Origin of the sequence: Serratia sp. BNK-17, assembly GCF_048684935.1 — a bacterium.
Lineage (GTDB): Bacteria > Pseudomonadota > Gammaproteobacteria > Enterobacterales > Enterobacteriaceae > Serratia > Serratia nematodiphila.
Map to the genome: position 1 here is coordinate 1,951,834 of NZ_JBLQTR010000001.1, position 20,919 is coordinate 1,972,752.

Sequence of the window (20,919 nt, forward strand, 5' to 3'; positions counted from 1 at the left end):
CGCCCGTCATTGGCGCCCCTTATCTTCAGGCTTTCAGTCGATAGAACACCGTGCTGCACCCCTGGCCCTGCGGGCAGCTTTTGCAGCCGCCGCTCAAACAGGCGCCGTCATCCTGTTCGATGCGCTCCACTTTCCCCATCGCCGTCAAACGATCCAGCATCGCCTGCACCAGCGGCAGCGGCGTCGCCAGCGATTGGCTGAGCTGCTGCGCCTGGGCGCTGCCGCGCAGCGCCAGCGCATCGCGCACCTGCAGCAGCCCGGCCATCAGTGACAGCTCCCTTTGGCGCCCTGACAACAGGCCGCCGGCGTGGCGTTGCCCAGGCGCACCGTGACGCGGCTGCGCGCCCGGCGCAGGCCGAACAGCACCAGCAGATTCACCAGCAGCACCGCCAGGATCGCCGTCAGGCTGTACTGCGGATGTTGGTTGAAGGTCGCCGCTTGGTAGAACAGCGTCGCCAGCGAGTAGGCCACGTTCAGCCCCCACAGGATGGAGAATGTCATCCAGCCGCGGCTCGATTCGCGGGCGATGGCGCCCATCACCGAGACGCAGGGCACATACAGCAGCACGAAGATCAGATAGCTGTAGGCGGAGATGCCGGAGCCGAATTTGCTGCTCATCACGCCCATCGAGCCGACGCCCATCTCGCCGTCGCCCTTGCTGGCTTCGATCGGGTTGGACAGCACGCTCAGGCTGAAGGTGTTTTTCAGGCCGTCCCAGGTTTCCTGCAGCGCGCCGCCCAGCTCATCGAGCAGGTTGAAGTTGGCGGCGTCGAACGCCTCTTTGTTGATGTGCTCGGCGGTATACAGCGTATTCAGCGTGCCGACCACCACTTCTTTCGCCATCGCGCCGGTCACCAGGCCGACGGTGGCCTGCCAGTTATCGCGGTGGACGCCCATCGGCTGCAGCAACGGCGTCAGCACCTTGGAAACCGTGGCCAGCGCGGAGTCGTTGATGTTGTCGACCGTTTTGCCGCTGAACGAGAAGCTGTTAAGGCCGCCGATGAATATGCTGGCCACCACGATCACCTTACCGGCGCGCAACACGAAGCCTTTCAACCGCTGCCAGGTTTGCAGCAGCAGGCTTTTCAGGTGCGGCACGTGGTAAACCGGCAGCTCCATCACGAACGGCGAGGCTTCGCCGCGCATGAGGGTGTATTTGAGTACCAGGCCGGTGAGGATCGCCACCGCGATGCCGAGCATGTACAGCGAGAACACCACCCCTGCGCCGTCCTGGCCAAAGAAGGCGGCGGCGAATACCGCGAAGATCGCCAGCCGGGCGCCGCAGGACATGAACGGCGCCATCATGATGGTGATCAGGCGCTCGCGTTGGGCGTCCAGCGTGCGGGCGCCCATGATGGACGGCACGTTGCAGCCGAAACCGACGATCAGCGGCACAAAGGATTTGCCCGGCAGCCCGAGCGCCTGCATCAGGCGATCCATCACGAACGCCGCACGCGCCATGTAGCCGGAGTCTTCCAGGAACGACAGGAACAGGTACATCATGCCGATCTGCGGCACCAGCGGCAGCACGGTGTTGATGCCGCCGCCGACGCCCTGCGCCAGGAAAACGGTCAGCCAGTCGGGGAAGTGCAGGGTGTAGCCGAGCCACTGAATGCCCTGAATGAAGATCGCCGCCGAGCCGATATCGAAGATCGGCTGCAGCGCGCCGCCGATGTTGATCGCCAGCAGGAACATCAGGTACATCACCAACAGGAAGATCGGTACGCCCAGCCAGCGGTTGAGGATCACTTTATCCAGCATGTCGGTCAGGCGGTTGGGCATCGCCTGCTGCGAGTTGCTGACCGCGTCGCTCAGGGTGGCGATAGACTGGTAGCGCGCGTCGGCGATCACCAGCGTCGGGTCTTCTTGCTGCTGCTGTTGCAACGCCTGAATGGCCGCAGGCAGCAGCGCGACGGCGGGACCGGCCAGCCGGTGGCTGTAGATGTCGCCTTCCAGCATCTGCAATGCCAGCCAGCGGCGTTGCACCGCCGGCAGCGTTTGCGGCATGGCATCGCTCAGCGTGGCGACCGCTTTCAGCAGCAACGGCGGATAGTTCACCAGCGCCTGCTGTTCGTTGAGGCGATGATTGTCGATCATCTGTTTCAGCACGCCGATGCCGTCGGCGCGGGTGGAGATCATCGGCACTACCGGGCAGCCGAGGCGCGCCGACAGCGCGGCGACGTCGATATCGATATGCTGGCTTTTGGCGATGTCGAGCATGTTCAGCGCCACGATGCAGGGAATGCCCAGCTCCAGCAGCTGTAGCGTCAGGTAGAGATTGCGCTCCAGGTTGGAGGCATCGACCACGTTGATCAGCAGATCGGCGTCGCCGCTCAAAATGTAGTGGCAGGCGATCTGCTCATCGAGCGAGGTTTGCTCTGAAATGGTGGTCAGGGAGTAGGTGCCGGGCAAATCGACCAGCCGCACGTCGGACTGCGGGGTAGTGAAATGGCCTTCTTTGCGTTCGACCGTCACGCCCGCCCAGTTGCCGACCCGTTGGCGTGCGCCGGTCAGCTGGTTGAACAGCGTGGTTTTGCCGGAGTTCGGGTTACCGATTAAGCCGATGGTGAGTTTTTTCATAGTTCTGCGTGTCGTCTTCAAGGAGAGCCGCGCCGGCGCAAGGGCGCGTCGGCAAATGGAGGCGCGCCGGTTCAGGACTGGCCGTCGAGCTGCAGCAGCGCCAGATCCTTCCTGCGCAGCACCAGGCTGACGCGGCGGGTTTTAATTTCTATCGGATCGCCCAGCGGCGCGACGCGCACCACGTCGAACGAAGAGCCGGGCAGCATGCCGAGCGATAACAGTTTCTGGCGGTAGGCCGGCGCAATTTCACCGGAAAAGCCGACAATCTTATATGTGTGTTTAGGTTGAAGCTGCATGTGATTAACCTTCCGGGTGCCGATGAACATCGGGCTGATGATAATTGGACGTTGCCGGCGAAAATGCCACGCCGTCGGCGGTATTCATCCATAAGGTCATGCAATAAAGTGAGCGCAAATAATAGTAATTATCATTATCGCATTCAACATAAAAGATAGGGGTATTGTAACCAATTATTATGGCGTCGACAGTTTTTGGTTGTGTCGTCTTGATAAGCCCCGTTTTACCACTGCTTTTACTCGGCGACAAATGAGAATGGTGAGTTAAATCAGTTGCGTATTTGTAGCCGAGTTTTCTCGTTTGCAAATATTGATGGCGTTTTTCCCTTATTTATTTCTGATGAAAGGCAATTCAATAACATTATTCCGCCGTAATGCGAGCGGTAACCATTTGTGTTTCGCTCACAATTCGCAAAATGAAAAATGCGTGTTAACGACGTTGTTAATAAACGGCTGCAGAAGGGATGTTTGCCGCTTTAACAATGGGAGGGCGGTCACGCAGCAACGGGAAATAAAAAGATGAAGGTTTATTGAGATGGGTCAAAAAAATGCCGCAAGTTTTCTTTCTCGGAAAGGGCGGAGCAGGCTCCGCCCTGTCGGTTCCGACTTAGCGTTTCTTGCCGAATGCCGCCGCCAGCGCGTCGCCCATGGCGCTGTTGCCGGCCGGCGCCGCGTTGCGCGGTTTGGCCTTGTTGCCGCCTGCCGAACGGTTGGCGTTGTCGCGCGTCTGGGCAGGCGCGTTGCCGCCGCGACGCGGTGAACCCTCGCCCGGTTGCTCATCCAGGCGCATGCTCAGCGCAATGCGTTTACGCTGCAGATCGACTTCCATCACCTTCACTTTGACGATGTCGCCGGCCTTCACCACGGTGTGCGGATCTTCGACGAATTTGTCCGCCAGCGAGGAGATGTGCACCAGGCCGTCCTGATGCACGCCGATATCCACGAAGGCGCCGAAGTTGGTGACGTTGGTCACCGAGCCTTCCAGGATCATGCCCGGCTGCAGATCGTTGAGGGTTTCCACGCCTTCGGCGAAGGTGGCGGTTTTGAACTCCGGACGCGGATCGCGGCCCGGCTTCTCCAGCTCTTTCAGAATGTCGGTGACCGTCGGCACGCCGAACTTGTCGTCGGTGAAATCGACCGCTTTCAAGCTGCGCACCGCGGAGGCGTTGCCCATCAGGTCCTGCAGCGCCTGCTCGGTGGCGGCCAGGATGCGTTGCACCACCGGATAGGCTTCCGGGTGAACGGTGGAAGCATCCAGCGGGTTGTCGCCGTGGTTGATGCGCAGGAAGCCGGCGCACTGTTCGAAGGCCTTCGGCCCCAGACGGCTGACCTTCAGCAGCTGTTCACGGTTGCTGAATCGGCCGTTCTCGTCGCGCCAATTGACGATGTTCTGCGCCATCATGCGCGTCAGGCCGGCCACGCGGGTCAGCAACGGCACCGACGCGGTGTTCAGATCGACGCCGACGGCGTTTACGCAGTCTTCCACCACCGAGTCCAACTTTTTCGCCAGCTGGCTCTGGCTGACGTCGTGCTGATACTGGCCGACGCCGATGGATTTCGGGTCGATCTTCACCAGCTCCGCCAGCGGATCCTGCAGGCGGCGAGCGATGGACACCGCGCCGCGCAGCGATACGTCGAGATCCGGGAATTCCTGCGCCGCCAATTCAGACGCGGAATACACCGACGCGCCCGCTTCGCTGACGATCACTTTCTGCGCCCGGACTTCGCTGAACTGCTTTTGCAGGTCGAGATAGAAGCGCTCGGTTTCACGTGAAGCGGTGCCGTTGCCGATGGCCACCAGCTCCACGTTGTGTTTGATGCACAGCGCCGCGACGATGGCGGCGGCTTTCGCCGCTTGCCCGGTGTGCGGGTAGACGGTGTCGGTGGCGACCAGCTTGCCGGTCGCGTCGACCACGGCGACTTTCACCCCGGTGCGCAGGCCCGGATCGAGGCCCATGGTGGCGCGCATGCCGGCCGGCGCGGCCATCAGCAGATCATGCATGTTGCGGGCGAAAACGTTGATTGCTTCATCTTCCGCGCGCTCACGCACCGTGCCCATCAGCTCGGTTTCCAGGTGCAGCAACACCTTGATGCGCCAGGTCCAGTTGACCACCGCCTTGCGCCAGGCGTCGGCCGGGGCGTTGTTCAGGCGCAGGTTGAGGTGATTGATGATGATCAGCTCCGCCTGGCTTTCGCGCGGTGCTTCCTCAAACTGCGGATCGGCGTTCAGCGCCAGCTGCAGCACGCCTTCGTTGCGGCCGCGGAACATCGCCAGCGCGCGGTGTGAAGGCACCTGAGAAATCGGTTCGTGGTGATCAAAATAGTCGCGGAACTTGGCGCCTTCTTCTTCCTTGCCTTCGACCACTTTGGACACCAGATGGGCGTTTTTCCACAGGTAGTCGCGCACCTTGGCCAGCAGCGCGGCGTCTTCGGCGAAGCGCTCCATCAGGATATAGCGCGCGCCGTCGAGGGCGGCTTTCACGTCCGCCACGCCCTTGTCGGCGTCGACGTAGCGTTCAGCCAGTTGTTCCGGCTGCTGTTGCGGATCCTGCCACAGCGTATCCGCCAGCGGTTCCAGGCCGGCTTCGATGGCGATCTGGCCACGGGTGCGGCGCTTCGGTTTGTACGGCAGGTAGAGGTCTTCGAGTTCGGTCTTGCTCAGCGTGGCGTTGATCGCCCCCGCCAATTGTTCAGTCAGTTTGCCCTGTTCATCGATCGACTTCAGGATGGTCTGGCGACGATCTTCCAGTTCACGCAGATAACCCAGACGGGTTTCCAGCTGGCGCAGTTGGGTGTCGTCCAGGCCCCCGGTGACTTCCTTACGATAGCGTGCAATAAAGGGCACGGTATTACCTTCATCCAGCAGACGGATGGCGGAGTCGACTTGCTCCGGCCGGGCCTGCAGTTCTGTTGCAATAATGCGGCTCAGTGGGTCATTCATAGGTCTGGTATCTGTATTGATAACGGTGAATAAACAGGGGACAGTTATACGGATTGATCGCGGAAAATGCCAGCGAAGCGGGCCGCCGCCGCGCGGCCGCGGCATGGAGAACAGCGCAGACGGCGGCGTTGGCGGCGGTTAGGAAAAAGCTGAAAGCTTACTTCGGGTAGTTTATCTCGTTAACGTACCACTGCGCCTCGCCCAGCGGGGTATTGACGGTGGCGACGTCCCCGACCTCTTTTTTCAGCAGGGCGCGCGCCATCGGCGCATCAATGGAGATGTAATCCTTGCGGCCGAAAATCTCGTCGTAACCGACGATGCGAAAGCGTTTGGTTTCGCCGTCTTCGTTCTCCACCTCTACCCAGGCGCCGAAGAACACTTTGCCTTCCTGCTGCGGTGAATAATCGACGATCTTCAACTGCTCCAGGCATTTGGTCAGATAGCGGACGCGGCGATCGATCTCACGCAGCCGCTTCTTGTTGTACTGGTAATCGGCATTTTCGCTTCTGTCGCCCAGGCTGGCGGCCCAGGTCACTTTCTTGGTCACCTCGGGGCGTTCTTCGCGCCAGAGGTAATCCAGCTCTTGTTTGAGCTTGTCATACCCTTCACGGGTTATCAGTTGAGTTCTCATCGTGATTTATCTTTATGGGGCCACCGCCACAGTGTACGTGAATGCGGGGGGCTTTAGAAATGGCGCGCGGGCCTGTGCCTTGTCGCACGGTTTTTATTCAGTTTGCGCAGCTTTTAACGATCGGGAGTATGCTTAGCGTAGCGGAAAAGGAATGTGACGAAAGGAGGATATCTGGCGAGAGAGACAAGGAATTTTGGCGCACAACCCAACACATTGAAGGTATTACCGCATGGAATTTAAAGATTACTACGCCACGATGGGCGTTGAGCCCAACGCCGATCTGAAAACCATCAAAACGGCCTACCGTCGGCTGGCGCGTAAATATCACCCTGACGTGAGCACTGAAGACGATGCCGAAAGCAAGTTCAAGGAAGTGGCCGAAGCCTATGAGGTGCTGAAGGACGAGGAGCGCCGCGCCGAGTACGATCAGATCCGGCTGCACCGCAACGATCCGAACTTTGGCCGCCAGGCGCGCGGCGATCGCGGCGGCTATCAGCAGAGCGCTTCATGGCACGGCGGCGGCGCCGACGCGCAAGACTTCTCCGATTTCTTCGAAAGCATGTTCGGCGGGCGGGCGGCGGGCGGGCATCGCTCTGCTTCGCACTCGCACGGCGGGCATGGCTTCCGCGGCCAGGATCTGGAGATGGAGGTGCCGCTGTTCCTCGAGGAAACGCTGCATGGTCAAAGCCGCGAGATTTCCTACACGCTGCCGGTGTACGACGAACTGGGGCGGCAGGTAAGCGAAGCCAGCAAGACGCTGAACGTGAAAATTCCGGCCGGCGTGGGCGACGGCGAGCGCATTCGCCTCAAGGGGCAGGGCGTTGCCGGCGTGGGCGGCGGCCAGAACGGCGACCTGTATCTGGTCATCCGCCTTGCGCCGCATCCACTGTTCGAGATCGACGGCCACAACCTGAGCATCGTGGCGCCGCTCGCCCCATGGGAAGCGGCGCTGGGGGCCAGCATCGAGGTGCCGACGCTGACCGGCAAAATCGCGTTGACCGTGCCGGCCGGCAGCCAGAGCGGCAAGCGGCTGCGGGTCAAGGGCAAAGGGCTGGCGGGCAAGAAAGAGCCCGGCGATCTGTATGTCATTCTCAAGGTGGTGATGCCGCCGAAGCCGAACGAGAAGGCCAGCGCCCTGTGGCGAGAGCTGGCTGAACAGGCGGCGTTCAACCCGCGCGCGGAATGGGAGTAAAGCAGATGATGAAAAAAGAGATCACATTCACCGTGGTGGAACTGTGCCAGCGGGTGGAGATTTCAGAGGACGAGCTGGTCGAGATCGTCGGCCTGGGCGTTATCGTGCCGCTGGAGCCGGCGCAGCCGCGCTGGGAGTTCGATTATCCGGCGCTGAGCCACCTGCAGCGCGCGCGCAGGCTGCGGGCCGAGCTGGATCTGGATTGGCCGGGGATCGCCATGGCGCTAACGCTGCTCGACCGGGTTGACGCCCTACAGCAAGAGAACCGGCAGTTGCGCCGGCAGCTGGCGCGTTTCCTGCAGACTTCCTGATCCGACAGCTAAACGCCACCGGGCGCTTCCCGGTGGCGAAATTGTGCAAAATTGGGCCGTCACCCCACATTGCGCCGATAAAGGGCGAAATTTTAACGAACCCCCGTCGACATTCACTGAAAATTGTTGATAAATGGGGAAAAGAATAAGCTTTGTAACAATTTCGTCTAGAATACATACCATTAAACGCTGTCTCAAATGGCAAGGTTTTCTAACAATATTCGAGTCAGGCAATAAAGCCTTTGGGAGTAATACCATGCAAGAGAATCATAAGATCCTGGTTGTCGATGATGACATGCGCCTGCGCGCGCTTTTAGAACGTTATTTAACCGAGCAGGGCTTCCAGGTTCGCAGCGTTGCCAACGCTGAGCAAATGGATCGCTTGCTGACTCGTGAATCCTTCCATTTGATGGTGCTCGATCTGATGTTGCCGGGCGAAGACGGCCTGTCCATCTGCCGCCGCCTGCGCAGCCAGAGCAACCCGATGCCAATCATTATGGTCACCGCCAAAGGCGAAGAGGTCGATCGCATCGTGGGGCTGGAAATCGGCGCCGACGACTACATTCCTAAACCGTTCAACCCGCGTGAGCTGTTGGCTCGTATCCGCGCGGTGCTGCGCCGTCAGGCGAACGAACTGCCGGGCGCGCCTTCGCAGGAAGAGGCGGTGATCGCGTTCGGCAAATTCAAACTGAACCTCGGCACCCGCGAGATGTTCCGCGAAGACGAGCCGATGCCGTTGACCAGCGGCGAGTTCGCGGTACTGAAGGCGCTGGTCAGCCACCCGCGTGAACCGCTGTCGCGCGATAAGCTGATGAACCTGGCGCGTGGCCGCGAATACAGCGCCATGGAACGCTCCATCGACGTGCAGATCTCTCGTCTGCGCCGTATGGTTGAAGAAGATCCGGCGCATCCGCGTTATATCCAGACCGTGTGGGGTCTCGGCTACGTCTTCGTCCCGGACGGCAGTAAGGCATGAGGCGATTGCGCTTTTCACCGCGTAGCTCGTTTGCCCGAACTCTGTTGTTGATCGTCACCTTGCTGTTTGTCAGCCTGGTGACGACCTATCTGGTGGTGCTGAACTTCGCCATCCTGCCCAGCCTGCAGCAGTTCAACAAGGTATTGGCCTACGAAGTGCGTATGCTGATGACCGATCGGCTGCAGCTGGAGGACGGCACGCTGCTGGAGGTGCCGCCGGCGTTCCGCCGTGAGATCTACCGCGAACTGGGCATCTCTCTCTACACCAACTCGGCGGCGGAGGAGAGCGGCCTGCGCTGGGCGCAGCACTACCAGTTCCTCAGCCAGCAGATGGCGCAGCAGCTCGGCGGGCCAACCGATGTGCGGGTGGAGGTAAACAAGAACTCCCCGGTGGTGTGGCTGAAAACCTGGCTGCAGCCCGATATCTGGGTGCGCGTGCCGCTGACGGAAATCCACCAGGGCGACTTCTCGCCGCTGTTCCGCTATACGCTGGCGATCATGCTGCTGGCGATCGGCGGCGCCTGGCTGTTTATTCGTATTCAAAACCGCCCGCTGGTGGAGCTGGAACATGCGGCGCTGCAGGTGGGCAAGGGCATTATTCCGCCGCCGCTGCGCGAGTATGGCGCTTCCGAAGTGCGGTCGGTGACTCGCGCATTCAATCAGATGGCGTCGGGCGTCAAACAGCTGGCGGATGACCGCACGTTGCTGATGGCCGGGGTCAGCCACGACCTGCGCACGCCGTTGACGCGCATCCGGCTGGCGACGGAGATGATGAGCGCCGAAGACGGCTATCTGGCCGAGTCGATCAATAAAGACATCGAAGAGTGCAACGCCATCATCGAGCAGTTCATCGATTATCTGCGCACCGGGCAGGAAATGCCGACCGAAAGCAGCGATCTGAACGCCATTTTAGGCGAAGTGGTCGCGGCCGAGAGCGGCTATGAGCGGGTGATTGAAACCGCGCTGTCGCCGGGCGAGCTGATGATGAATGTGCATCCGCTGTCGATTAAGCGGGCGGCGGTGAATATGGTGGTGAACGCGGCGCGTTACGGCAACGGCTGGATCAAGGTCAGCAGCGGCCGTGAGCTGCAGCGCGGTTGGTTCCAGGTGGAAGATGACGGGCCGGGCATCAAGCCGGAAGAGTTGAAGCACCTGTTGCAGCCGTTCGTACGCGGTGACAGCGCGCGCAGCACCAGCGGCACCGGTCTGGGGCTGGCGATCGTGCAGCGCATTATCGACGCGCATGACGGCGAACTGGATATCGGCACCAGCGAGCGCGGCGGGCTGTTGATCCGCGCGTATATTCCGTTGCCGATGGAGAAAAAAGAGTCGACCAACGGCCATCAAACGGCCAGGGAAAACGCCTGACCTCTGGTGTGGGCCGCGCCGCTGCGGCCCCGTCAGGACTTTCTGCTCATCACGTAGTATTCCGCCGCATCTTCATGCAACCGACGGCCGGTCGGCGCCTGCCACGGATCGATTAACTCGATGCCGCAGTGGAGGAAGTCTTTGGTATTGCGGGTGGCCAGGGCGGCGCCGTAATGCAGGCAGGTGGCGGCGATTTGGGTATCGGGCATGCTCATCGCTTTACCCAGCAGCCGATTCCTTGCCGTCAATTCCGCGTATTGCATCGCGCACAGCCCATCAAACGGCAATATCTGCCCCTCGAACTTCAATTCAATGGCGTCCGCTAATTTCAGTTTGAGATCCCGCTGGCGCTTGCCGTCAGGCATGCAGGCCACGCCGCTGAACAGTTCGGCGAGGACAATGGCGCTGAGATAGAGCTCGTCATTGTCCTTTTCATTTAACCAGTTAATGACGTTGTAGTACGGGCTGGGACGCAGCGTTTCTGAAATGACGTTGGTGTCGATAATGATCATGCGTTGTCATCTTCATCATCAAAGGTGACGATGCGTGGCGGCACGGCGTCACGCGGTGGGATCTCCAGCTCAACGCCGCCGAATTCGGCGAAGTGCTGATGCATCCAGGTACCCAATCCATAGCGCGGCGGCTTTTTCACCAGCGCCTGTTTCAGGATCATGCGCGCTTCCTCTTCCATGGAATGACCGTTTTTCGCCGCTGAGATACGCAGCAGCTCTTTGATTTCGTCGTCCAGATTTCTGACGGTGATAGTCGCCATTTAAACCTCCTTTGCTATCAATGATTGCATTGACTTATTTTCTCGTCTTGCCGATTAAAAAGCAATCAATTGAAATAAAAAAAGGCGCGGGATCCGCGCCTTAGCTGAAGAGGTAATGCTACCGAATTACAGCTTCGGGCCGGCGCTGACCAGCGCGGCGCCCGCAGGCGTGTCGGTGTATTTGTCGAAGTTGGTGATGAAGCGCTCGGCCAGATCCTGCGCTTTTTCCTGCCACTGCTCGAGGCTGGCGTAGGTATTGCGCGGATCGAGGATCTCCGGATTCACGCCCGGCAGCGCGGTCGGCATCGCCAGATCGAAGATCGGCAGAGTGACGGTTTCCGCCTTGTCGATCTCACCGCTCAGGATGGCGTCGATGATGCCGCGCGTATCTTTGATCGAGATGCGTTTGCCGGTGCCGTTCCAGCCGGTGTTGACCAGGTAAGCCTGGGCGCCGGCGGCCTGCATGCGTTTCACCAGCACTTCGGCGTACTGCGTCGGGTGCAGCGACAGGAACGCGGCGCCGAAGCAGGCGGAGAAGGTTGGCGTCGGTTCGGTTACGCCGCGCTCGGTGCCGGCCAGTTTGGCGGTGAAGCCGGACAGGAAGTGGTACTGAGTCTGGTTGGCGGTCAGACGCGATACCGGCGGCAGCACGCCGAAGGCGTCGGCGGTCAGGAAGATCACCTTGGTGGCGTGACCCGCCTTGGACACCGGCTTGACGATGTTCTGGATATGGTAGATCGGGTAAGAAACGCGGGTATTCTCGGTTTTCGAACCGTCGTTGAAGTCGATGCTGCCGTCGGCCAGCACGGTAACGTTTTCCAGCAGCGCATCGCGTTTGATGGCGTGGTAGATGTCCGGCTCGGCTTCTTCAGACAGCTTGATGGTCTTGGCGTAGCAGCCGCCTTCGAAGTTGAACACGCCGTCGTCGTCCCAGCCGTGCTCGTCATCGCCGATCAACTGACGCTTAGGATCGGTGGAGAGGGTGGTCTTGCCGGTGCCGGACAGGCCGAAGAACACCGCCACGTCGCCTTTCTCGCCCACGTTGGCCGAGCAGTGCATCGAGGCGATGCCTTTCAGCGGCAGCAGGTAGTTCATCATCGAGAACATGCCTTTCTTCATTTCGCCGCCGTACCAGGTGCCGCCGATCAGCTGCATGCGCTCGGTCAGGTTGAAGGCGACGAAGTTCTCCGAGTTCAGGCCTTGCTGCTGCCAGTTCGGGTTGGTGCATTTGGCGCCGTTCATCACCACGAAGTCCGGTTCGAAGTCAGCCAGCTCTTCGTCGCTCGGGCGGATAAACATGTTTTTCACAAAGTGCGCCTGCCAGGCCACCTCGGTGATGAAGCGCACTTTCAGGCGCGAGTCGGCGTTGGCGCCGCAGAAGGTATCCACCACGAACAGGCGCTTGCCGGACAGTTGCTCGGTGACCAGGTGTTTCAGATCGGCCCACACTTCCGGGCTGAGGGGTTTGTTGTCGTTCTTGCCTTTGCCCTGATCGGCCCACCACACGGTATCGCGGGTGATGTCGTCGCGGACGATGTATTTGTCTTTCGGCGAACGGCCGGTGAAGATGCCGGTATCGACGGAGACGGCACCCAGCTTGGTGACTACCCCACGCTCAAAACCTTCCAGAGATGGGTCTGTTTCTTCCTTAAACAGCAGTTCATAGCTCGGGTTGTGAACGATTTCGCTAACGTCGTGAATGCCGTAAGCGGCCAGATCCTGAGGGGTTATACCTTTAACGCGCATGTTACTACTCCTTGGTCACAGAATTTCTGGCGGCAATTGTAGGGATCTAACGGTGCGTAACCGCGATGGGTATCAAATATTTAACGTTTTAGGCGGTATTTCGTTACGATCTGAGAGATAGCACACGGAAAAAAGCAAACGTGCAAACGGCGGGCGTTGGCGGGCGCCGGGCGCACCCGCCGAAAGGGTGTAACTTAGTGCAACTGGTCGCTTTCGCCGGTGTTACCCGCATACAGCGCGGCAACATCAACCGGGTCAAAGACATAGTGGCTGCCACAGTAGTCGCAGTGCATGTCGATATTGCCGTCCTGCTCCAGCATGTCCGCCACTTCGTCGGTCGGCAGGGTCAGCAGCGCGTCGGCGCAACGCTGGCGAGAACAGGTGCAGCGGAACTGCACGTCCTGCGGTTCGTACAAGGTGACCTCTTCCTGATGGTACAGGCGGTACAGCACTTCGTTGGCCGGCAGGCCGAACAGCTCTTCGCTTTTGACCGTGTTGGTCAGTTGCACCAGATGATCGAAATCATCGAGGTTGCCGTCCTGCGCCGGCAGCACCTGCAGCAGCATGCCGGCCGCCGCGGCGTTGCCTTCCGCTTCGCCGGTGCGGATAAACAGGCGGGTTGGCAGCTGTTCGGACTGGCGGAAGTAGGCTTCCAGGCATTCGGCCAGGGTTTCACCTTCCAGGCCGACGACGCCCTGATAGCGCTCGCCTTCCGTCGGGGAAATGGTTATGACCATGACGCCGTTGCCGATCATCTGATGCAAGGTGCTGTCGTCGGCGATAGGCGCCTGGGTGCGCGCAACGCCGCGCATCTCCTGGCGGTTGTTGCCGTTGATCACCGCCAGCTTCAGCGGGCCGTCGCCTTGCAGCTGAACGGTGATGTCGCCGTCGAACTTCAGGGTCGCGGTCAGCAGACTGGTGGCGACCAGCAGCTCGCCCAGCAGTTTTTGCACCGGCGCCGGGTAGTCGTGGTTATTCAGGATCTGCTGATAGGTTTCGCTGACGGTAACCAGCTCGCCGCGCACCGCGTAGTTTTCAAACAGGTAACGGTGCAATTGGTCATGGTTGGACATAATCTTCTCTCATTGCGGTGAGGGGTTATTCCGGCTCACCAAATTTAAATTTCATCAGGTCGCGCCGCTCCTTTTTGTCCGGACGACGGTCCGGATGCGGCATGGTCAACGCGTTCATCTTGCGCGCCAGCGCCATTTTTTCGCGGTTGGCGATGCTGGCTTCGGTTTCCTGATACATTTGCTGCGCCTCGCCGGCGCCGCGGCGTTGGCTGGTCAGCGCCAGCACGATCACCGTACGTTCTTCGTTGCCCTGCCGCAGCTTGAGCTCGGCGTTAAGTTCGACAATCTTGCTCGGCTTGCCACGCTGGCCGTTGTAATGCACCTTGCCACCGTCGATCATTTCGCGCGCCAGCGCGCGGGTCTTGTAGAAGCGTGCGGCCCACAGCCACTTATCCAGCCGGACCGCGTCGTCGCGCGTCGCTTTTTCCTTCATGCTTCCCCCTTGGCCAGCGCCGGTATCAGCAGGCGATAGTCGCGCATCGACGGATGGCGCTGGAAGCTTTTCTCCGCCGTGCTGGAGTCCGGGTTTTGCACGCCCAGGCAGTAACGAATGCCGAAAGTGCGCGCCGCGTCGAGGATCGGCTCGCCGTCGTCGACAAACAGCGTGCGCTGCGGGTTGAATCCGGTGTGCTGTTGCACCGCCTGCCACAGCCGCTGATCTTCTTTCGGATAACCAAATGTGTGGGTGGAAAACAATAAATCAAGGTGCCGATCCAGACCGGTATGCTCGATTTTCACCGCCAGGCTGTGCGGATGGGCGTTGGTCAGCAAAATGGTTTGCAGGCCGGCGCCGCGCAGCGCCCGCAAAAATGGCTCGGTGTCCTCGCGCAGCCGGGCGCGGCTGCCCACTTCGCTGGTCATGCGGTAGATATCCAGATCCAACCGCTCGCTCCAGTAATCGAAGCAATACCAATTCATGGTGTGCTGCACCGCCTGATATTCCCGCTCAATAATATTGCGGGCTTCGTCAAACGGAATGGCGCGCCTTTCGCTCAGCGCTTGCGGCACCAGGCTGAGCCAAAAGTGGCTGTCGAATTCCAGATCCAGCAAGGTGCCGTCCATATCCAGCAGCACGGTATCGATCTGCGGCCAATCAAACTCGGGAACCATAAAAACTCCACGGGCGAACCGACGGGCGGTCCGCAGATGAGAATAATAGCGTTAGCGTAGCATAAGCAGATGACAGGGCGGAGGCCCCGGCGTCAGGTTCAGGGCATCGGCCGCATCGACATCGGATTGAGCTGCGGGTTGAAGCAGCTGTCGTAGTAACGCTGGATATCGGCGACGCGGTGTTGATTGATGCGCCGACGCTGCACCAGCCGCCAGGCGTTATAGCCCAGGCTGACGACCACCGCCAGCAACAGCAGGCTGGTGCCGAGGTAGCGCCACAGGGTGATCATGTCCGGTTCGCTGTGCAGCGCCACGTGGCGGGTGCCGTTGGCATCGACGCTGAGGCTGGTGATCACCCCCTGGGCCTGGAACGGGGTATGCAACAGCAGAGTGGAAAGGCGCTGCAGCTCATTCCACTGGTCGAGGGCGTTGTATTCGCTTTGCGGCACCGAGGATTGCGGGTGGCTGACCAGTTGGCGGCCTTCGTCGCTGCGGATCAGGAAACCGCCCGGTGGCGGGCTGTTGAGCGCCGCGGCGGCCAGGCGCGTTTCATTGAAGATGAACGATGACGTGGCCACTTTGGTCAGGCTTTCCAGCGACTCGGCGCTCACCGGGCGCAGCAGAACGTTGACGCCTTGCAGCGCGCCGGACCTGGCGCGTTTCATCAGGCCGCTCCAGTTTTTGGCGTTGCCCAGGTTGACCAAGGCGTTTTTTAACCGCACGCAGTCGTTTTCTGCCTGACATAAATCCTGAGTTTTCAAAACGATATCAGAGAAGTCATCCAACAGGATCATGCCGGATTTCTCGATGGCGCTGGCCAGCTGCGGGTTGACCTTCTGATCGGCGCCGCTCGGATGCAGCTGGCTGTTGACCGTGGCCAGCAGGGCCGTCGCTTTGTCTATGACTTCCGATTCCGGCTGCGGCAGCGGGGCGGCGTTGTTCCAATAGATGCCGGAGCAGTCGAACGGCGCAAAATTGACGGTGCCGCCACCGTTGGCCGGCGGCGGCACATAGCACATGCCGCTGCCGCGCACTTTCAGCGTGTCGCCGATGCGCAGCGGCGTGGCTTCCAGGGCCTGCACGCTGGTCACTTCCACTTTTTGCGCACCCTGCAGCCAGGCCATGCTGAGGGTCAGCGGCAGGTTGAGCGGGATATAGATCAACAGCAACAGCAGTACCAGCGCCGAGCTGGCGACCAGCACCGCGTTGCGGCCCCACTGCTGCAGCGGGAAATTCTTCACTTCGTCATGCAGCGAGAGGAAGCGCCCCTGGCGCACTACCTGCCGATTGAGGTAGACGTCCACATCGGTGGTTTTGCCCAGATCCTGAGTCAGGTACGGCTGCCAATGCGGTGGGTAGATAAGATCGATGATGCCGAGCGAAATGTTGCTGATCTGCCCCTGATCGGACTCGCCGAACAGGCCCCAGCGCTTCGGCGTGCCGCGCAGGCAGTGGATCTCTTTCAGCTCACGCGACGCCGGACGGCGGAACAGGTTCCAGCATCCCCAAGCGATCATCAGCACCGCCACAAAAATCATCCAGGGGATAACCAGCACCGGGCTTATCAGGCTGAAGAACAGCAGCAGCAGTGCGGCGGAGATGATGACGGCTTCGCGGATGCCGTTCGGCCGGTTCAGCGCATGCTCTTCCGGCGTTTCCTTGCGAATATTGACCAGCTCGACATGCTCGCTATCTTCCTTGCGGATGGACGCGTTTTTGGTCGGCGTGGCGGCCACCACCGGCGGCTGCGGCCGGTCGTGAATGTGATCTTTCAGCGAGTGCCCGTTGAGCGAAATCACCAGCGGCAGCGTCTGGGTTCTGATCACTTCCACATGGTTGTCGGCGGTGATATAGGGTTCCCAAAACGGCGGCAGATGCACCTCTTCCGCGTCGAGGTAATAGCGCCATTTATTGGGATCGTCGCTGGCCAGCCCGTAGCGGGTGATGGCGTGCGTGACCGGATATACGTTATCGCTTTGCGGGGTGAGCGCCAGCTTGGCCGCGGGCAGCGTAGCGCCGCCGCCGGGCAACAGTTTGTTGCTCAGTTTGTTTTGCTGACTGAGATAGAACTCGACCGCGGCGCGCTCTTCGTCGGTCAGCTTGCGGTGGGCAGGCTTGATAAACGGCAATGCGTGCGCCAGCGCCGACGGGTTGCGGGCCTTGAACCACAGGTACAGGCCGGCGGCAATCAGGCAGACAAGCACTAAGGCCAATATCAACACTATTGTGCTCATGCAATCCCCATCTCACACCCGTGAATTTCGCCAACCTGATGAAAAGCTGAATATTATACGGAGTAAACCGCCAGGAGGCACCCAGAACTAATGAGGGAACAAACAGATTCTCGCTCTGGATCTCATTCCTTCATGACGCAAGGCCATTTTATCACTGATTCTTGCCTGCGTGATACTAGCAACCGGCCTCTGTCGTCGATATCGGTATTATCCTATTTTCTTGCGCGCTGTTTGCTGAATCAGTACGGAAAATCGCCGGCCGCTGGCTACGCTTGTTAAAAGAAAGTAAATTACTGTTCATGCGCGTTGCGGCGGAGCTTGCCCTTAACGCACAATGTGATCAGGATCGAATTTGGTCAGCGTTTGAGCGCCAACGAGCCGTGCGTTACGCCAATCATTTTTTCGGTTGCCCCGTCCGCGCCTGGGTAACCTCTTTGAGGCAATCATGGATAAACACCTGCAAAAACCTAAAATTCTGAAAGTGGAAACGGTCGCGCGTTCGCGTTTGTTTAACGTCGAGTCGGTCGATTTGGAATTCAGCAACGGTGTTCGGCGGGTGTATGAGCGCATGCGGCCTTCGGATCGCGAAGCGGTGATGATCGTGCCGGTGATTGGCGATGACCTGCTGCTGATCCGCGAATATGCGGTCGGCACCGAATCCTATGAGCTGGGGTTCCCGAAAGGGCTGATCGATCCCGGTGAAGGGGTGCTGGAGGCGGCCAACCGCGAGCTGATGGAAGAGGTGGGGTACGGCGCGAAACGCTTTGATTTTCTCAGTAAGCTGACGATGGCGCCGTCCTACTTTTCCAGCAAAATGAATATCGTGCTGGCGCACGATCTCTATCCGCAGAGCCTGGAAGGGGATGAGCCGGAGCCCTTGCCGCAGGTGCGCTGGCCGATCGCCAACATGATGGCGCTGCTGGCGGAACCGGATTTCCGCGAGGCGCGCAACGTCAGCGCGCTGTTCCTTTCCGAGGCATTTTTGCGCGCGTCGCGCTGATACGCTTCACACCGAATAAAAAAGGGCCAGATTTCTCTGGCCCTTTTCGATCAGAACAGCTCGTGGCTTTCGCCGCCCGGATCGGTCAACGTGGTGCCGGTATCGCGCGATGGGTAGTCCGTCGGCTGCGTTCCTTCGATGAAGTACTCGGAACGGCTGCCGCCGCCACCGCCTGAGAGCTTGCCGCTGCTCTTGTCGATGGTGACGCTGATGATGCCCGGCGGCGGCGTGACTTTCTGCTCAGGGATGCCTTCCAGCGCGGTTTTCATAAAGTCGTCCCACGCCGGCTGGGCGCTCTTGGCACCGCCTTCACCGCCGGAAATCTGATCCGGGATAGCGCCGGATACCGTCGAACGGCCCAGGTCGCGGCGGTGATCGTCGAAACCGATCCACACCGAGGTCACGGTATCCGGGCCATAGCCGGAGAACCAGGCGTCCTTGGAACTGTTGGTGGTACCGGTTTTGCCGCCGATATCATGACGTTTCAGATCGCGGCCGGCTCGCCAGGCGGTACCCATCCAACCCGGTTCGCCGAAGATGTTGCTGTTCAGCGCGTCGTGGATCAGGAAGGCCAGCTGTGTGCTGATGACGTGCGGCGCATACTGTTGGTCGCCGTCCTGCTGTACCTGAGCCGGGGTGACTTGCTCCAGCTGAGGCATCGGCACCGTGCTGTTGTTGCCTTCCTGCGAGGTGGCGACGTTTTCGATGTTGTCGTCGGACAGCACCGCCGAACGGTGGGTATCGCCGTAGATCACCGGCAGGTTACAGCTGCCGCACACCACTTTCGGTTTGGCTTCGAACACCGTATTGCCGTTATCGTCTTCAATTTTGGTGATGAAGTACGGATCGACCAGGTAACCGCCGTTCGCCAGCACCGCGTAGCCGCGTACCAGCTGCATCGGGGTGAAGGAGGCGGACCCCAGCGCCAGCGATTCGGTATGCACGATGTTCTGCGCCGGGAAGCCGAAGCGCTGCAGATATTCCGCCGCGTAGTCGACGCCCATCGCGCGCATCGCGCGCACCATCACCACGTTCTTCGATTGCCCCAACCCCTGTCGCAGGCGAATCGGGCCGTCGTAGGTCGGCGGCGAGTTCTTCGGCCGCCAGTCGGTGCCGGCGCCGGCATCCCAACGGGTAATCGGCAAGTCATTCAGAATGGTGGCCAGCGTCAGGCCTTTATCCATCGCGGCGGTGTACAGGAACGGTTTGATGTTCGAGCCCACCTGACGCAGGGCCTGGGTGACGCGGTTGAATTTGCTCTGATTAAAGTCGAAGCCGCCAACCAGCGCTTTCACCGCGCCGTCGTTCGGGTTGATAGAGACCAGCGCCGAGTTGACGTCCGGCACCTGCGACAGCCACCAGGCTTCGTTCACTTTACGCACCCACACTTGCTGGCCGGCCTGCACTACGTCGGTGACGCGTTTCGGCGTTGGGCCCTGCTGAGTGTCCGAACGGTATGGGCGTGCCCAGCGCATGGTCGCCATCGGCAGGGCAATACTGCTGCCGTCGGCCAGCATCGCCGTCGCTTCCTGCGGGTTGGCGGCGGTGATCACCGCCGGCGCCAGCGGGCCGTAGTTCGGCAGGTTTTTCAGCGAATCGACAATCTGTTTGCGATCCCAGGCCGCTTCGCCGACTTTCCACAATACGTTGGATGGGCCGCGGTAACCGTGGCGCATGTCATAGGCCAGCACGTTGTTGCGTACCGACTCCTGCGCCGCCAGCTGCAGCCGTTTGGTGACGGTGGTGTAAACCTTGTAACCATCGGTATAGGCGTTTTCACCGTAACGCTTGATCATCTCCTGACGCACCATCTCGGAGAGATACGGCGCGGAGAAGCTGATTTCCGGCGCATGGTAATTGGCGACCAGGTCTTCGGAGCGCGCCTGATCGTACTGCGCCTGCGTGATGTAGTGTTCGTCCAGCATGCGCGACAGCACCACGTTGCGACGGGCAACGGCGCGATCGTGCGAATAGAGCGGGTTGAAGGTGGATGGCGCTTTCGGCAGGCCGGCGATGGTCGCCATTTCGCTCAGGGTCAGCTGGCTGACGTCTTTGCCGAAATAGACCTGCGCGGCGGCGCCCACGCCGTAGGCGCGGTAACCCAGATAGATCTTGTTCAGATACAGCTCAAGGATTTCATCCTTGGTGAGCATCTGCTCGATGCGCACCGCCAGGAAGGCTTCCTTGATTTTACGCATCAGGGTGCGTTCCGGGCTTAAGAAGAAGTTACGCGCCAGCTGTTGGGTAATGGTACTGGCCCCCTGCGAAGCGTGGCCGGAGACCAACGCGATGGAGGCGGCGCGGAAGATGCCGACCGGATCGACGCCATGGTGATCATAGAAGCGGCTGTCTTCGGTGGCGATGAATGCGTGCACCATCACCGGCGGAATTTGATCCAGTTTCAGCGGAATGCGGCGTTTCTCGCCGTATTGGGCGATCAGTTCGCCATCGGCGCTGTAGACCTGCATCGGTATCTGCAGCCGCACATCTTTCAGCGTTGCGACGTCGGGCAGCTGCGGCTCGACATATTTGTACAAGCCGAAAATCGAGGCTGCTCCCAGCACGATGCAACATACTGCAAGGATTAGTAAATACTTTACGAACTTCACCTGAGATTTCCCATTTCTAAGTCATTTGGGCAGTTTATAAACAACCGCGCGGTAGTATAAAGGCAAGCCTGCGACATGGAT

Annotated in this window: 18 protein-coding genes; 5 read left to right on the top strand and 13 right to left on the bottom strand. The window is 60.0% G+C overall.

Annotated features, from left to right (window positions below; translation table 11 throughout):
- Positions 1 to 25: 25 nt before the first annotated feature.
- The 5 genes from ACMGF7_RS09240 to greB form a co-directional block, all read right to left on the bottom strand.
- Positions 26 to 265: a FeoC-like transcriptional regulator gene (locus ACMGF7_RS09240; protein WP_004930758.1), complete on the bottom strand. Its 240-nt coding sequence runs from the start codon at positions 263 to 265 to the stop codon at positions 26 to 28.
- Positions 265 to 2,580, bottom strand: a complete 2,316-nt coding sequence (gene feoB, locus ACMGF7_RS09245) for a Fe(2+) transporter permease subunit FeoB (RefSeq protein ID WP_420286421.1) — start codon at positions 2,578 to 2,580, stop codon at positions 265 to 267. Before feoB ends, ACMGF7_RS09240 begins: the two co-directional genes overlap by 1 nt.
- A gap of 71 nt (positions 2,581 to 2,651) precedes the next feature.
- Positions 2,652 to 2,876 (bottom strand): ferrous iron transporter A, encoded by a 225-nt coding sequence (feoA, locus tag ACMGF7_RS09250; protein WP_004930752.1) that lies wholly within the window; start codon positions 2,874 to 2,876, stop codon positions 2,652 to 2,654.
- Between the two features lie 607 nt (positions 2,877 to 3,483).
- A complete protein-coding gene (locus ACMGF7_RS09255) occupies positions 3,484 to 5,817 on the bottom strand; it encodes a Tex family protein (protein WP_049240509.1) in 2,334 nt (777 codons plus the stop codon).
- Positions 5,818 to 5,974: 157 nt separating this feature from the next.
- Positions 5,975 to 6,448: a transcription elongation factor GreB gene (greB, locus tag ACMGF7_RS09260; protein ID WP_004930745.1), complete on the bottom strand. Its 474-nt coding sequence runs from the start codon at positions 6,446 to 6,448 to the stop codon at positions 5,975 to 5,977.
- Positions 6,449 to 6,677: 229 nt separating this feature from the next.
- On the opposite strand from greB, the gene cbpA reads away from it, so the two are divergent.
- The 4 genes from cbpA to envZ all read left to right on the top strand — a co-directional run bounded on the left by cbpA (position 6,678) and on the right by envZ (position 10,294).
- Entirely contained in the window at positions 6,678 to 7,640 is a 963-nt protein-coding gene (gene cbpA, locus ACMGF7_RS09265; RefSeq protein WP_015379312.1) for a curved DNA-binding protein, read from the top strand.
- Positions 7,641 to 7,645: 5 nt separating this feature from the next.
- Positions 7,646 to 7,951 carry a chaperone modulator CbpM gene (locus ACMGF7_RS09270; protein WP_004930739.1) on the top strand — a complete coding sequence of 102 codons (306 nt, stop codon included), beginning with the start codon at positions 7,646 to 7,648 and terminating at the stop codon, positions 7,949 to 7,951.
- Positions 7,952 to 8,207: 256 nt separating this feature from the next.
- A complete protein-coding gene (gene ompR, locus ACMGF7_RS09275; RefSeq protein ID WP_004709363.1) occupies positions 8,208 to 8,927 on the top strand; it encodes a two-component system response regulator OmpR in 720 nt (239 codons plus the stop codon).
- Complete coding sequence (gene envZ / locus ACMGF7_RS09280) at positions 8,924 to 10,294, top strand: two-component system sensor histidine kinase EnvZ (RefSeq protein ID WP_015379311.1); 1,371 nt, start codon at positions 8,924 to 8,926, stop codon at positions 10,292 to 10,294. Before ompR ends, envZ begins: the two co-directional genes overlap by 4 nt.
- Positions 10,295 to 10,326: 32 nt before the next feature.
- Here the strand turns inward: envZ and ACMGF7_RS09285 are convergent, their stop codons facing one another.
- The 7 genes from ACMGF7_RS09285 to ACMGF7_RS09315 all read right to left on the bottom strand — a co-directional run bounded on the left by ACMGF7_RS09285 (position 10,327) and on the right by ACMGF7_RS09315 (position 17,229).
- Positions 10,327 to 10,806 carry a type II toxin-antitoxin system VapC family toxin gene (locus ACMGF7_RS09285; protein WP_004930733.1) on the bottom strand — a complete coding sequence of 160 codons (480 nt, stop codon included), beginning with the start codon at positions 10,804 to 10,806 and terminating at the stop codon, positions 10,327 to 10,329.
- Positions 10,803 to 11,066 carry a FitA-like ribbon-helix-helix domain-containing protein gene (locus ACMGF7_RS09290; RefSeq protein WP_004930730.1) on the bottom strand — a complete coding sequence of 88 codons (264 nt, stop codon included), beginning with the start codon at positions 11,064 to 11,066 and terminating at the stop codon, positions 10,803 to 10,805. The genes ACMGF7_RS09285 and ACMGF7_RS09290 overlap by 4 nt, the downstream gene beginning before the upstream one ends.
- A 126-nt stretch (positions 11,067 to 11,192) precedes the next feature.
- Positions 11,193 to 12,812 carry a phosphoenolpyruvate carboxykinase (ATP) gene (gene pckA, locus ACMGF7_RS09295; protein ID WP_015379308.1) on the bottom strand — a complete coding sequence of 540 codons (1,620 nt, stop codon included), beginning with the start codon at positions 12,810 to 12,812 and terminating at the stop codon, positions 11,193 to 11,195.
- 194 nt (positions 12,813 to 13,006) lie between these two features.
- On the bottom strand, positions 13,007 to 13,885 hold the full coding sequence (hslO, locus tag ACMGF7_RS09300; RefSeq protein WP_015379307.1) for an Hsp33 family molecular chaperone HslO: 879 nt from the start codon (positions 13,883 to 13,885) through the stop codon (positions 13,007 to 13,009).
- 25 nt (positions 13,886 to 13,910) lie between these two features.
- The gene (gene hslR / locus ACMGF7_RS09305) at positions 13,911 to 14,318 is read right to left on the bottom strand and encodes a ribosome-associated heat shock protein Hsp15 (RefSeq protein ID WP_015379306.1); all 408 of its coding nucleotides are present in this window, start codon (positions 14,316 to 14,318) and stop codon (positions 13,911 to 13,913) included.
- Positions 14,315 to 14,995 (bottom strand): GMP/IMP nucleotidase, encoded by a 681-nt coding sequence (yrfG, locus tag ACMGF7_RS09310; protein WP_004930298.1) that lies wholly within the window; start codon positions 14,993 to 14,995, stop codon positions 14,315 to 14,317. The genes hslR and yrfG overlap by 4 nt, the downstream gene beginning before the upstream one ends.
- Positions 14,996 to 15,093: 98 nt before the next feature.
- Positions 15,094 to 17,229, bottom strand: coding sequence for an intracellular growth attenuator family protein (locus ACMGF7_RS09315; protein WP_273890353.1), 2,136 nt, complete (start codon positions 17,227 to 17,229; stop codon positions 15,094 to 15,096).
- 445 nt (positions 17,230 to 17,674) lie between these two features.
- On the opposite strand from ACMGF7_RS09315, the gene nudE reads away from it, so the two are divergent.
- The gene (gene nudE, locus ACMGF7_RS09320) at positions 17,675 to 18,229 is read left to right on the top strand and encodes an ADP compounds hydrolase NudE (RefSeq protein WP_015379304.1); all 555 of its coding nucleotides are present in this window, start codon (positions 17,675 to 17,677) and stop codon (positions 18,227 to 18,229) included.
- Between the two features lie 50 nt (positions 18,230 to 18,279).
- Here the strand turns inward: nudE and mrcA are convergent, their stop codons facing one another.
- Entirely contained in the window at positions 18,280 to 20,838 is a 2,559-nt protein-coding gene (mrcA, locus tag ACMGF7_RS09325; RefSeq protein WP_031300057.1) for a peptidoglycan glycosyltransferase/peptidoglycan DD-transpeptidase MrcA, read from the bottom strand.
- Between the last annotated feature and the right edge of the window lie 81 nt (positions 20,839 to 20,919).

Bases quoted from the DNA above. Each gene is read 5' to 3' on its own strand.
- ACMGF7_RS09240 (WP_004930758.1), bottom strand. From the start codon at position 265: ATGGCCGGGCTGCTGCAGGTGCGCGATGCGCTGGCGCTGCGCGGCAGC.
- feoB (WP_420286421.1), bottom strand. From the start codon at position 2,580: ATGAAAAAACTCACCATCGGCTTAATCGGTAACCCGAACTCCGGCAAA.
- feoA (WP_004930752.1), bottom strand. From the start codon at position 2,876: ATGCAGCTTCAACCTAAACACACATATAAGATTGTCGGCTTTTCCGGT.
- ACMGF7_RS09255 (WP_049240509.1), bottom strand. From the start codon at position 5,817: ATGAATGACCCACTGAGCCGCATTATTGCAACAGAACTGCAGGCCCGG.
- greB (WP_004930745.1), bottom strand. From the start codon at position 6,448: ATGAGAACTCAACTGATAACCCGTGAAGGGTATGACAAGCTCAAACAA.
- cbpA (WP_015379312.1), top strand. From the start codon at position 6,678: ATGGAATTTAAAGATTACTACGCCACGATGGGCGTTGAGCCCAACGCC.
- ACMGF7_RS09270 (WP_004930739.1), top strand. From the start codon at position 7,646: ATGATGAAAAAAGAGATCACATTCACCGTGGTGGAACTGTGCCAGCGG.
- ompR (WP_004709363.1), top strand. From the start codon at position 8,208: ATGCAAGAGAATCATAAGATCCTGGTTGTCGATGATGACATGCGCCTG.
- envZ (WP_015379311.1), top strand. From the start codon at position 8,924: ATGAGGCGATTGCGCTTTTCACCGCGTAGCTCGTTTGCCCGAACTCTG.
- ACMGF7_RS09285 (WP_004930733.1), bottom strand. From the start codon at position 10,806: ATGATCATTATCGACACCAACGTCATTTCAGAAACGCTGCGTCCCAGC.
- ACMGF7_RS09290 (WP_004930730.1), bottom strand. From the start codon at position 11,066: ATGGCGACTATCACCGTCAGAAATCTGGACGACGAAATCAAAGAGCTG.
- pckA (WP_015379308.1), bottom strand. From the start codon at position 12,812: ATGCGCGTTAAAGGTATAACCCCTCAGGATCTGGCCGCTTACGGCATT.
- hslO (WP_015379307.1), bottom strand. From the start codon at position 13,885: ATGTCCAACCATGACCAATTGCACCGTTACCTGTTTGAAAACTACGCG.
- hslR (WP_015379306.1), bottom strand. From the start codon at position 14,318: ATGAAGGAAAAAGCGACGCGCGACGACGCGGTCCGGCTGGATAAGTGG.
- yrfG (WP_004930298.1), bottom strand. From the start codon at position 14,995: ATGGTTCCCGAGTTTGATTGGCCGCAGATCGATACCGTGCTGCTGGAT.
- ACMGF7_RS09315 (WP_273890353.1), bottom strand. From the start codon at position 17,229: ATGAGCACAATAGTGTTGATATTGGCCTTAGTGCTTGTCTGCCTGATT.
- nudE (WP_015379304.1), top strand. From the start codon at position 17,675: ATGGATAAACACCTGCAAAAACCTAAAATTCTGAAAGTGGAAACGGTC.